At 51.9% G+C, this 11,585-nt stretch carries 12 protein-coding genes; 11 read left to right on the top strand and 1 reads right to left on the bottom strand.

What is annotated here, in order from left to right; all coding sequences use genetic code 11:
- Positions 1 to 148: 148 nt before the first annotated feature.
- The 9 genes from QP868_RS10535 to QP868_RS10575 all read left to right on the top strand — a co-directional run bounded on the left by QP868_RS10535 (position 149) and on the right by QP868_RS10575 (position 9,314).
- Complete coding sequence (locus tag QP868_RS10535) at positions 149 to 1,000, top strand: IclR family transcriptional regulator (RefSeq protein ID WP_284926524.1); 852 nt, start codon at positions 149 to 151, stop codon at positions 998 to 1,000.
- A gap of 21 nt (positions 1,001 to 1,021) precedes the next feature.
- On the top strand, positions 1,022 to 2,170 hold the full coding sequence (locus QP868_RS10540) for a thiolase domain-containing protein (protein ID WP_284926526.1): 1,149 nt from the start codon (positions 1,022 to 1,024) through the stop codon (positions 2,168 to 2,170).
- Between the two features lie 100 nt (positions 2,171 to 2,270).
- The gene (locus tag QP868_RS10545; RefSeq protein ID WP_284926527.1) at positions 2,271 to 3,833 is read left to right on the top strand and encodes an AMP-binding protein; all 1,563 of its coding nucleotides are present in this window, start codon (positions 2,271 to 2,273) and stop codon (positions 3,831 to 3,833) included.
- Positions 3,805 to 4,635: an SDR family NAD(P)-dependent oxidoreductase gene (locus QP868_RS10550; protein WP_284926528.1), complete on the top strand. Its 831-nt coding sequence runs from the start codon at positions 3,805 to 3,807 to the stop codon at positions 4,633 to 4,635. The genes QP868_RS10545 and QP868_RS10550 overlap by 29 nt, the downstream gene beginning before the upstream one ends.
- 42 nt (positions 4,636 to 4,677) lie before the next feature.
- Positions 4,678 to 5,721 carry a DctP family TRAP transporter solute-binding subunit gene (locus QP868_RS10555; RefSeq protein ID WP_284926529.1) on the top strand — a complete coding sequence of 348 codons (1,044 nt, stop codon included), beginning with the start codon at positions 4,678 to 4,680 and terminating at the stop codon, positions 5,719 to 5,721.
- A complete protein-coding gene (locus QP868_RS10560; RefSeq protein WP_284926530.1) occupies positions 5,718 to 6,272 on the top strand; it encodes a TRAP transporter small permease in 555 nt (184 codons plus the stop codon). The genes QP868_RS10555 and QP868_RS10560 overlap by 4 nt, the downstream gene beginning before the upstream one ends.
- The gene (locus tag QP868_RS10565; RefSeq protein WP_284926531.1) at positions 6,269 to 7,591 is read left to right on the top strand and encodes a TRAP transporter large permease; all 1,323 of its coding nucleotides are present in this window, start codon (positions 6,269 to 6,271) and stop codon (positions 7,589 to 7,591) included. Before QP868_RS10560 ends, QP868_RS10565 begins: the two co-directional genes overlap by 4 nt.
- 8 nt (positions 7,592 to 7,599) lie before the next feature.
- Positions 7,600 to 8,370 (top strand): SDR family NAD(P)-dependent oxidoreductase, encoded by a 771-nt coding sequence (locus QP868_RS10570; protein ID WP_284926532.1) that lies wholly within the window; start codon positions 7,600 to 7,602, stop codon positions 8,368 to 8,370.
- Complete coding sequence (locus QP868_RS10575; protein WP_284926533.1) at positions 8,367 to 9,314, top strand: PPC domain-containing DNA-binding protein; 948 nt, start codon at positions 8,367 to 8,369, stop codon at positions 9,312 to 9,314. Before QP868_RS10570 ends, QP868_RS10575 begins: the two co-directional genes overlap by 4 nt.
- 26 nt (positions 9,315 to 9,340) lie before the next feature.
- Here QP868_RS10575 and QP868_RS10580 read toward each other — a convergent pair whose 3' ends face one another.
- Entirely contained in the window at positions 9,341 to 9,967 is a 627-nt protein-coding gene (locus QP868_RS10580; RefSeq protein ID WP_284926535.1) for a hypothetical protein, read from the bottom strand.
- 155 nt (positions 9,968 to 10,122) lie between these two features.
- Here QP868_RS10580 and QP868_RS10585 point away from each other — a divergent pair, with 155 nt between their 5' ends.
- The gene (locus QP868_RS10585; protein ID WP_284926537.1) at positions 10,123 to 11,277 is read left to right on the top strand and encodes an ImmA/IrrE family metallo-endopeptidase; all 1,155 of its coding nucleotides are present in this window, start codon (positions 10,123 to 10,125) and stop codon (positions 11,275 to 11,277) included.
- A 5-nt stretch (positions 11,278 to 11,282) separates the two neighbouring features.
- Positions 11,283 to 11,585 (top strand): DUF4411 family protein (locus QP868_RS10590; RefSeq protein WP_284926538.1); only part of this gene is annotated, 303 nt, incomplete at its 3' end.

Raw genomic sequence — 11,585 nt, forward strand, 5'->3', positions numbered from 1 at the left:
TCGCAGCGTGACACCAGCGACGGACGACCCTTCTTCACACGCCTCGAGAAAACGCGCAATAACCACATCCTTTTACAGCTTCATCAGACAGTCTCACTCAATGGAACTCTGATTGACACATATTTCTCACTGCCTTTACTGTTTACACATGGCAAAGGCGCCCAAACTAGAAAATGGTTCCACTGACCGGAACTTGAACTCCCAAGACACGACTCTCCCGACACAACCTCGCGAGAGCGTTCTCGAACGCGCCAAGACAGTGATCGATGCTGTGGCCGTTGCACTGCAACAAGGGCAGTCAGAAGCGTCGTTCAACTACATCGTCACGCGAACGCACTTACCCAAGTCGACTGTTCACCGCATACTGCTAAACCTTATTGACGTTGGTTACATTGAAAGGTGCAGTGGTGGTGGCTACACGCTCGGGCCCGGCATCATGCAGCTGGCCACACTTTCACACCTGCGCTCTTCTTTCACAGCAAGCGCGCATGATGCGCTCAACAGACTTGCCACTATTTCGGGCGAGACAGGATTTCTAACAATCCGCCGAGGCACTATTGCGGAATGTGTGATGAGAGTCGAAGGCACCGGCCCGATAAGGAACACTGTGCTGCATGCGGGCGACAGACATCCATTGGGAATAGGTGCTGGCTCCCTGGCAATCTTAGCGAGCTTGCCAACCGACGAGGCAAACGCAGTAAGGCGGACCAACCTCGAAGTTTTCGGAGCTCAATCCACGATCGGCGAGCTAGAACGCAATGGACAACTAGCCAAGGCGATTAAACAAAGTCGCACCGACGGATTCTCAATCAACCCCGGAATGCTGTTGCCAGAATCGTGGGCTATCGGCGTGGCAGTTACAAACGATTCAGGAAGAGCTCACTTCGCACTTTCACTCGCAACTATCGAGCAACGTCTTTCTCGCGCTCGACAAGTTGAGTTAAACAAACTTCTGCGTGCTGAAGCGGCCCGGCTTAAACCTCACATTCAACATTTTTAACCTCAAGAAAAGAGAAAAACCATGACAAAAGAACCACAAATTATCGGTTGGGCACATTCGAAATTTGGTAAATCGGATGCGCCTATCACCGAACTAGTTCGTGACGTAAGCGTACGAGCACTTGAAGACGCCGGGATGGAAACATCGCAAATAGACGCTGTACATGTTGGCGTTTTTAATAACGGGCTTTCATCACAAGGCTTCGAGGGCACTCTTCCGGGACTCGTCATTCCAGAACTTGCGTTCAAGCCGTTTTTCCGACACGAAAGCGCATGTGCAACCGGTTCCGCCGCTGTCTATGCCGCGTATGATTCGGTCGCATCTGGACGTTTTGACTCCGTACTCGTCGTCGGTGCAGAAAAAATGACGCACGCAGACGGAGCAACTCTCAACAACGTCTTGTTGTCAGCAAGCTACCGGCCTGAAGAAGAAGGGTACGGTTCCTTCGCAGGTGTGTTTGGACATATCGCCTCGATTTATGCAGAGCAGTATGGCGACCCTCTCGAAACATTGGCTCAGATTGCTGCTAAAAACCATCACAACGGAGCGGCAAATCCGCTTGCCCACATGCAAAAAGACCTCGGCTTTGATTTTTGTAACACGGTATCGGACAAGAATCCCGAGGTTGCTTCTCCACTACGCCGAACGGACTGCTCCCTCGTATCTGATGGAGCTGCTGCACTTGTTATTTCGCGTACCTCCAACGGCCGCGTCCGCTTCCGTGGCATGGGTCATGCAAGTGACTCTCTTCCTTTGTCTAAACGGAACCCACTTGAATTTAGAGGCGCAAAGCATGCCATGAATCAAGCACTTGAAGCGGCCGGAATGAACCTCACAGACGCTGACCTACTTGAAACGCACGATTGCTTCACGATTGCTGAGCTCCTCCAATACGAAGCGTTCGGGTTGGCACAACCAGGGCAAGGCCGCACTGCAATCGAATCCGGTCTTGTCTCAGTTAACGGTGACTTCCCTGTGAATGCGTCTGGAGGATTGAAAGCAAAAGGCCACCCAATCGGTGCGACCGGTGTCTCTATGCATGTCACGGCATGTATGCAGGTTACCAATTCGTTCCCCGGTTACCAGGTCAAAGATGCGACCACAGCAGCCGTCTTCAACATGGGTGGTGCTGCTGTTTCCAATTTCGCGTCAATAGTTGAAAGGGTCTGATGTGACTACAATGTGGAATCTTTCACCCATTTCCAATTCTTCTCCAGCGCGAGATTTCTCTCCCATTCCTCGTAGGGGAGTAAACGTTGCCGAGTTCCTCGTGCAAACAGCATCGCGACTACCGTCACACCCCGCAGTAATCGATGACAAAAGCAACACCACATGGACGTGGCAAGAGCTACTCGAAAAGGTTCAGTTTGCGGCAGAGGCACTGAAATCTAAAGGTGTACAGCGTCGTGACACCGTGATGTTGCTTTCGACAAACACCGCCCACATGATTCAGTACTTCTGGGGAATTATTTGGGCGGGAGGTGTTGTTGCACCACCTAATGCAAAAATGTCATACCGCGAAATAGAGGATCTAACACGCCGAACGGCACCTCGAGTTATTGTTGCCCACCCTGACTTCCGTGAAACGGTTGAGCGACTAGTAGACAACAAACTCGTAACCACAGTCATTTGGCTGGGCGAGGGTTCCAACGACGGCGCCCAACAAAACACCAACAAAGAGCTAACACCCTCCGCTCCCGAAGGTGTGATGGGCGATGACCCAATGTGGTATTTCTTTACTTCCGGATCTACTGGGGCTCCAAAAATGGCCGTATTTACGCACGCCCACGCCGGATCCGTTTTAATGAATCACTACTGCGACCTCTTCCCCACAGAGGACCACAACGGGCGCTCACTTATCATCGCGCCGTTGTCACACGGAGCGGGCATACATATGCTCGCGCAGGTTTTCACTGGAGCAGCTTCCGTAATCTATCCCGGAGACAGCCTCGACGGAGAGTTGGTATGGGAATGTATTGACAAGTATCGAATAACTAATGCGTTCACGGTTCCAACAATCCTGAATAAGATCGCTCGGGCGTACCCTGAATCCCGAGGTCCTAGTGATCACAGCATGAGGTATGTGATCTATGCAGGGGCGCCGATGCTAGCTCACGATCAGCAACATGCGCTTAACCGTTTGGGTAAATGCCTGGTCCAATACTTTGGGCTAGGAGAGGTAACTGGTTCGATCACTGCTCTTCGTCCTGAAGAACACGGAGTAATTCCTGAGGACGCTGCCGGTATCGGGACTTGTGGCCGCCCCCGCACTTCCATACAGATTTCCATCCAGTCCGACGACGGTGATCGATTAGCTCCCTATGAACACGGGGAGGTTTGCGTTGCCGGACCAACCGTTTGTGCTGGTTACCTAAACGATGACAAGGCAAATGCAGAAGCGTTTAAAGACGGTTGGTTTCACACGGGAGACATTGGCTACGTTGATGAGCGCGGCTATCTATTTCTTACTGGACGCAAGTCGGACATGTACATTTCTGGCGGTTCGAACGTCTACCCCCGTGAAATCGAAGAACTACTCACAGCACATCCTTCAGTTTCCAACAGCGCTGTTATTGGAATCCCGGACGAAAAGTGGGGCGAGAAAGGGGTGGCGGTCATAGAAACCGACCGCGTTGGTGACCTTAACGAACTTGAGCATGAACTCCGCGCCTATCTCAAGGCAAATCTTGCCGCGTACAAAGTTCCTAAGGTCTTCAAACCTACAGTGCAATTACCTCTGACAGCCTATGGAAAGGTCGCACGCAAAGAGCTCAAACAAGCTTTAACCGAAGACATCGACATCGATGTCGCGACTGTTCAAGTTGGGAAGTAACAAAATGCGCACAGATCTCACACACCAAACAATCTTTGCAGTCGGTTGCGGTACACCGGACGGCGAAATCAATAACGGGCTAGCTGCCGCGTTAGCCTTTGGCGAGAACGGCGCCCGGGTATTCATAGTGGACCGCGATAAAGATGCCTTGGCACTTGCATCCGGGCGACTAGCCGAACAGAATATCACCCACGCTACGGCATTAGCCGACGTAACTGACGAAGATTCTATCGCCAAGGCACTCAACGAGTGCAGGTCACATTTTGAAGACCCTTCCGTGCTCTACTACAACGTCGGGATCGTCAAAGATGGCGGACCCACCGAGATCACGACCGATGACTTCATATCCGCCTTGAAAATTAATGTGGCCGGGGCGTTCACCACGATTAGGCTCGTACTACCGGCGATGATTAAAGCGAAATACGGGCGGATTATCACTGTCTCGTCAGTCGGCGGAATACGTTCAGTGGGCTACAACTATCCGGCATACTCCTCATCCAAAGCAGCGCTAATTGAGCTGACAAAAAGCGTAGGAATCGCATACGCAAAGGAAGGAATTAGGGCTAACACAATCGCCCCAGGTTTCATTGCGTCGCCGCTAGTTGCTAAATCACTTTCGAGCAATTACTCCACGAACGCGGACATGCTCAAGCGACGAAACGCGGCTTCCCCTACCGGAGAAATGGGACGTCCAGAAGATATCGCCAGCGCAGCAGTGTTCCTTGCATCTAAAGCTGCAGATTACATCAATGCAGCACTAATTCCCGTAGACGGCGGTCTCATTCACACCACCCCAAACTAGAGCAACACCCAACGCCTGTGTGTGAACAAAGGAGTTCAAGCAATGATTCAAGCAGGTATAACCAACGTCAAGAAAATCTTAGCGACAGCTTTGATAGTTGCATTTGCAACAGTCATGACTGGTTGTGGAACCAACTTCGGCACCACTGAGGACGGTAAGCAGAAATATCGCTGGAAATTCACCGTCACTGCTGGAGCCAATTCGACCTGGTACACGGCTGCACAGCTGTTTGGCGAGGAGCTAGATAAACAATCGAACGGCCGGATGAAGCTACAGATCTTCACCGGCGAGCGCCTCTCTGCAGGTGAACCTGTAGCTGGAGTCGAGCAGCTGATGGATGGTGCGAAAGATTTCAGCTACAACTCTCCAATTATTTATGCAGGAATCAACCCTAAGTTCGGCGCCGTTGTCATGCCTTTCCGCTTCACATCCGTTGAAGAAGGACACGAGGCTTTGCAGGGAAGTGGTGGCGAAGCGTACCGAAAGCTCTTAGCAGAGAACGGTGTGGAGCTTCTCGGTTTTGGTGAGTCCGGGATGCGACAAGTCACAAACAGCAAGAGACCTATTAAAACGCCAGCCGATATGAAGGGGCTCAAGCTCCGGATACCGGGATTCGGACTTTACACGGACTTCTATCGCACAGTGGGGGCCAACCCCACCACCATGCCATTTTCAGAGGTCTTCACCGCAATTCAACAAGGTGCGATTGATGGACAAGAAAACCCTGTGGATGTCATTTATTCCGCCGATTTGCAGGCCGTTCAACCATATTTGTCAATCTGGAACTACTCATACGATCCACTAATTTTAGGGATGAATAAAGACCTCTATGAGAGCCTCAGCGATGAAGATAAGCAAATAGTGCGAACTGCTGCTCAAAAGGCGAATACCTTCCAGATCAACGAAAACCGCAAACAAGAGTCCATAAAACTTCAAGAGATGGAAGAGTCCGGAATACAAGCGTACGAAATGACGGACGATGAAGTCGAACAGTTTCGTGCGTCGCTTGCACCGTTATACGACAAATATCGAGATATATACGGCGACGAGCTATCAAAAGAATTCATTCCTGAAGGAGAGAAATGAAACTCATATCCCGTATCGAAGACTGGACTGTGATTATCTCTTTTATCACTATCGTTGTGATCACATTTTTGAATGTGATCTTCCGCTATGTCCTTCAGGCATCACTCGCGTTTACTGAAGAAATCACAATCAATATGCTTGTCGTTTTCACCCTGGCAGGCGCTGTCATCGGCATACGTAATGGTGCTCACCTCGGTTTTACCTACGTGGTCGAGAACTCACCTCGTGCAATTCGGAAAGCGCTTATCGTGGCCAGTGCTGTAGCCATGATTCTGTTTCTTATTATTCTTTTGTATTTCGGTGGCGAAATGACCATAAACCAAGCGATCCGTGGGCGGGCAACACCCTCACTCGGAATTCCTCAGTGGCTCTTTACCATTGCAATTCCGCTCTGTGGCTTGCTGGGAGCCTTCCACATCCTCACGGGGTTAAAGTCGTCGCTTCGTTCATCCCAAGATGAGGAGGACGTGGTAGCCCGACTGGCTGCTACTACAGCAGGTGCAACTCAGGTCAATGCAGACCATGACTCAGGAAGTGGTGAAGACAAATGATTGAGCTGTTGCTGTTCGGCGTTTTCTTCGTTCTTTTATTCATCGGAGTTCCGGTCGCTTTTTCACTGGGCATCGCAGCGGCTCTTGTGCTAGTTGTCACCGATGGCATTCAGGTTCTTGGCATTGTCCCGAGCGTGATGTATCCATCACTCTCGTCGTCGACCCTGTTGGCAATCCCCTTCTTTATTCTTGCCGGCGTGATCATGCAGTACACGGGAATATCTCAGCGACTTGTGGATCTTGCGTATCTCGTTTTTGGTCGTCTCACGCACGGCCTTGCTGCTGTCACGATTCTGGCCGCCTTCTTTTTCTCAGCAATTTCGGGAAGCGGCCCGGCAACTGTCGCTGCTATTGGTGCGATTCTAATTCCAGCATTAAACAAGAACGGCTACCGGCCTCATCACTCTGCATCGCTTGTTGCAGCATCCGGATCTATGGGTATCGTGGTTCCTCCCTCGATTGCATTCATCGTTTTTGCTGTGGTGGCCGCTGAGTACCAAAAGGTATCGATCTCACGTCTGTTCATTGCAGGAGTTGTGCCGGGCATCATGCTGGCTGTTGCCTTTTTCATCGCCGCGATTCTACTTCCGCGGACTCGAAAAAATGGAAGGATTGCCCTCGACACCGAAAACTCTGCCCCTGAGCTCACCTTCGCTAACTTTGGTAAAGCTTTCACTAAAGCACTACCTGGTCTGATGATTCCTGTCATCATTTTGGGTGGTATTTATGGTGGAGTTTTCACACCCACCGAGGCGGGTGCTGTTGCTAGCGTCTACGCACTGCTCGTTGGTGTCCTCATTTATCGTGATTTGAAGATTCGCGAGATACCGCAACTGTTTCTTGAAGCAGGTATCTCGACTGCATCGATCATGTTCATCGTTGGTGTTGCAAGCCTGTTTTCATATGTGATTACTGTTGAGGGCGTTGCGCAACGAATCTCTGACGCGGTTCTATCTGTCACAGATTCACGCATTCTCATCCTTCTACTTGCTACGATCATCCTCCTCATTGTCGGTGCGTTTATCGATGCAATCAGTGCTTTCTACCTCTTCGTTCCTATCCTCGTTCCAACACTCATCGCTGTCGGGGTTGACATCACGACCATCGGTGTATTCATGACAGTCAATTTGGCGATCGGCTTGTTTACTCCACCCGTTGGTTTGAACCTGTACGTCGCTGCTGGAATCGGCAAAGAGAAACTCGAGAATCTTGTAAAAGGTATTCTTCCTTTCCTCTTTGCAGCATTTGTCACTCTATTGCTCATTACTTACTTCCCAGTCTTCTCCAATTGGTTACCCGATCTACTTGGAGTGAAATAAGGAGGATCATGTTTAATCCATTCCAGTTAGAAGATAAGGGCGCCATTGTCACGGGTGGCGCGCGCGGAATAGGGCGGGGCATTGCAGAAACATTTTGCATGCTCGGAGCCAACGTAGCTATTGCGGACCTCACGGGATCTTTGGAAACAGCAACTGAACTCCAACAGTTGTATCCAAGTTCAACGGTTGTAGGCCTAGACGTCGATGTCCGTGACTTCAAGCAAGTCGAAAACTTTGCGGCCACGACATACAACCGCTTCGGAACTATTGATGTTCTAGTTAACAACGCGGGTACCGCCTCGCGTTCAACGCTAGACGCCATTTCAAGCGAAGACTGGCAACGCGATCTCGACACAAACGTGAACGGTACATTCAATTTCACAAAAGCAGTCATCTATCCATATATGAGCGATAACGCGAGTGGAAGCATCATTAACGTTTCGTCGATTTCTGGCATTAACGGCGGTGCCTCATCGAGTGGCACCGCAGGGGCAAGATCGGGCCCCGCTTATGCCGCCTCCAAAGGCGGGATCATTGCACTCACTAAGTGGGTTGCAAAAGAAGTGGGCCACCTAGGAATTCGATGTAATTCCGTAGCTCCCGGACCGGTGAAGTCGGCGATGACAGAGGGTCAAGCATACGATCTCTCGGGTCAAGTGCTTCAACATATGGGTGAACCAACAGATATCGCCAACGCGGTGGCATTCCTCGCGTCCCCTGCGGCTTCCTATATAACAGGCCAAATCTTGCGCGTGGACGGGGGTGCAGTGATCGCATGAGACACTCCGGCGAAGAGCCTCTTCACGTCAACCAGGCAATTGCACATCCTGGTGTTCTTGCGGATGAGCGCATCACCGCTGTTGAGACACTGGGAACCAGCTTTACCCGACGGGTTCGCACACACACCGGAGATGGACTTTTCGATGTGCTTGCATCAGTCGTTGAGTCAGGCGGCTCCCAGTACGGACTAATCGAGTTTAACGATGCAGACCTCGCGAACGTTAACTACTGCGTACCCGCAGAAGGCGATCACAAGCATCCAATGTGGTACAGCGACACCTTACATAGCAAACGCTCGCGAGTGCTCGCAGGAACTGCGACTGTTGGATTACGCGACCAAGAGCGTTGGTCACACATTCATGCAGTCTGGAAAGAACGTGACACTGAGGTTTTACACGCAGGTCACGTCTGGCCAGAAACTACCGTAGACGAAGGCTGGATGGAAGTATCAGTGGTTACTTTTCACTCAGTAGCGCTGAGTTACGGAACCTGCGCTGAAACCGAGCTACCAGTGTTCGAGCCCTCTGCAACTTCAACTAGCTACGAGAGCCCTGGACCGTTGCCCAATAATGGTTCAACGTCTCGTTTTATTGTCGCAAGAATACGACCAAACGTCCTGATTGCCGACGCGGTCCACCAACTCTGCGAACAGTTTAACGTGTCTCAAGGGCGTGTTCGCGGGGGAACTGGGAGTCTCATTGGCGCAACGTTCAGAGCTGAGCATGCGCCTTATCACCGTGTAAGCGCGCCTGCGCCCGCCTCGGAGGTGGTTTATCTGCGTGGAAATTTCGACATCTCTAAGGGGTCAGATCAAATCAATCTAAGTGCAGGTTTAGTCGACAAGACTGCAACGTTTTTCGCCGGTCACCTTGACCCGCATGCCAACCGTGTTGCTATCACTTATGACCTTGTGATCGAAGACATGTCAAACATCAGCGGCTGATGGTGAACACCTCGGGCGGCGCGACCTCATTTCTTACCGAACAGCTTGCCAAAGAAGGACTGTTTCTGAGGTTCCCCGCCACCGAGGTCGCCTCCGCCTTGCGGGTCCACCAGCGGCTCGGCGTTGGGGTCCGGCGCAGTCGACTGGTACGTGAAGTACTGCCCTTCAACGTTAAACACGTCGTCGCCCGGACCCACTGCACCCACGGCGCGCGGAAGTTCCTGGATAAGAAGGTCGCCATCCACCTCGGCCGGTTCTTCTTCCTCACCTTCCTCACGGAACACGAACGCGGACTCGTCAACGACCGGCGCACCTTCGTTGAGCTCCTCATCACCGGCAACCAGGTGCCTGACGAGAGTGCCGTCGACGAACACGCGGTAATCCACGAAGCTCATGGAGGACACGGTGCTCGCGACGTGCCAGGTGCCAGGCAGGGTGATCGAGTCGGTTTCGAAGTGGGGCGCGATCAGCATTTCCGGGTCCCACAGGATGGTCCAGTCACCGGGGCGTGCCACCGCAAAGAACTGGTTCGCCGGGTCGTGGAATGCAGTCCACAGGTCGCCCTTGTCCTGTGTGGGGGTAAGCCCCCAAGCCTCGAGTTGCTGAGGCGTTACGGGTTCCGTTGTGAGGATCAGTGAAGTTGTCAGTCCCATACGAAAAGCGTAGCTAAGTGTGGTCCGTTAGGGAATGGTTCTTCTAGCTGCCACTGGTCTGTGGAAAACCCGGTGTGGCCGATTTTGGCCCGGTAAAATTATGCGCATTGAGTAGGTGAGCACATGACTCAGGATCGTGAAAGGAGGTGCAAACGATGAGCGTTCGAGTTGATGTTCAACCCAGGCTTTTAGAGTGGGCAGTCGAACGAGCCGGGTGGGACCGCGAAACTACGATTGATCGTGTTCCAAGCTTTAGCGACTGGGTCGCTGGGGTGAAAAAACCCACGTTGAAACAACTCGAGAAGTTCGCACGCGATACCCACGCTCCCTTAGGGCTCATGTTCTTACCGGAACCTCCAGATGAAACCGTTCCCATTCCCGACATGCGAACGTTCGGCAATAAGCAGGTACCACGCCCCTCGGCGGATCTACTCGACACGATTTATTTGTGCCAGGACCGGCAGGATTGGTACCGGACATACGTGCAGACGAACGATGTAGAACCGCCAAACCTCATCCCACACGTGACCACGGCAACACCAGCTACAGTTGTGGCGCGTCACATGAGGGAGAAGCTGGATCTGCCGAGCCTGGGTCACGTTGCCTCCAGTCGGCAGCAGACGGTTCGCCACCTAATTGACCGTATTGAAGGCCTTGGGGTCTTAGTCATGATCAACGGCGTTGTTGGTACGAACACCCACCGTAAACTCAACCCACAAGAGTTTCGAGGTTTTGCACTTGCAGACCCCTTCGCGCCGTTGATCTTCGTCAACGGTGCTGACACAAAAGCGGCACAGATTTTTACCCTGATTCACGAGTTCGCACATATCATTTTGGGCTCCAGCGCCTTGTCTGACGCTTCCACGCACCTGGAAAACGGCGTGCATGAAGAAGAGTGGTGCAATCAGGTTGCCGCCGAAGTTCTAGTACCACTCGATGCTCTACAACATGACTTTTCCGGAGAAGAATCTGTTGAGGAGCTCGAACGTTTGTCCAACACGTTCCAGGTCAGTACCTTGGTTATTCTCAAGCGGCTTTTCGACGCCCACTTGATTACGTGGGAGGAATACCGCGCACGCTATGTAACCGAGCAAAAGAGAATCGGTGAAATCCTAGCCTCCCAAAAGCCGTCAAAAGCTGGAGGCAACTTCTATAACACTCAGCTCATCCGGCTTAGTCGCACGTTTGCCAGCGCCGTTATTGCAAGTGCTATGGAAGGGTCCACGGCATATCGTCAGGCATATCAATTACTGGGCACAAAGAAACACTCGACGTTCGACACTATGGCCAGCGAACTGGGGATAGCCTGATGTACTTGCTCGACTCCAACGTTTTCATCGAAGCCAAGAACCGATACTACCCAGCTGATATCGCTCCTGGTTTTTGGACGTGGCTCGGGCTGGTTCATCAGCAATCTATTGCCTGCAGTATCGAGGCAGTGCGCAGTGAGCTTCTCGTAGGCGAAGACGAGCTCGCCGAATGGGCAGACACCCACGCCTCATTCTTCAAACCAATAGACATCCAAACCACAAGCCACTTCCGCGAGCTTTCAACCTGGGCACAGTCACAGAATTACAAACCCGTAGCCATCAATCAGTTCACAAACAATCATGCCGAC

Source organism: Brevibacterium sp. UMB1308A, from assembly GCF_030230605.1.
Taxonomy (GTDB): Bacteria; Actinomycetota; Actinomycetes; order Actinomycetales; family Brevibacteriaceae; genus Brevibacterium.

Coding starts and splice junctions, on each gene's coding strand:
- QP868_RS10585 (WP_284926537.1), top strand. CDS start 10,123: ATGAGCGTTCGAGTTGATGTTCAACCCAGGCTTTTAGAGTGGGCAGTC.
- QP868_RS10555 (WP_284926529.1), top strand. CDS start 4,678: ATGATTCAAGCAGGTATAACCAACGTCAAGAAAATCTTAGCGACAGCT.
- QP868_RS10560 (WP_284926530.1), top strand. CDS start 5,718: ATGAAACTCATATCCCGTATCGAAGACTGGACTGTGATTATCTCTTTT.
- QP868_RS10550 (WP_284926528.1), top strand. CDS start 3,805: ATGTCGCGACTGTTCAAGTTGGGAAGTAACAAAATGCGCACAGATCTC.
- QP868_RS10580 (WP_284926535.1), bottom strand. CDS start 9,967: ATGGGACTGACAACTTCACTGATCCTCACAACGGAACCCGTAACGCCT.
- QP868_RS10565 (WP_284926531.1), top strand. CDS start 6,269: ATGATTGAGCTGTTGCTGTTCGGCGTTTTCTTCGTTCTTTTATTCATC.
- QP868_RS10540 (WP_284926526.1), top strand. CDS start 1,022: ATGACAAAAGAACCACAAATTATCGGTTGGGCACATTCGAAATTTGGT.
- QP868_RS10575 (WP_284926533.1), top strand. CDS start 8,367: ATGAGACACTCCGGCGAAGAGCCTCTTCACGTCAACCAGGCAATTGCA.
- QP868_RS10535 (WP_284926524.1), top strand. CDS start 149: ATGGCAAAGGCGCCCAAACTAGAAAATGGTTCCACTGACCGGAACTTG.
- QP868_RS10570 (WP_284926532.1), top strand. CDS start 7,600: ATGTTTAATCCATTCCAGTTAGAAGATAAGGGCGCCATTGTCACGGGT.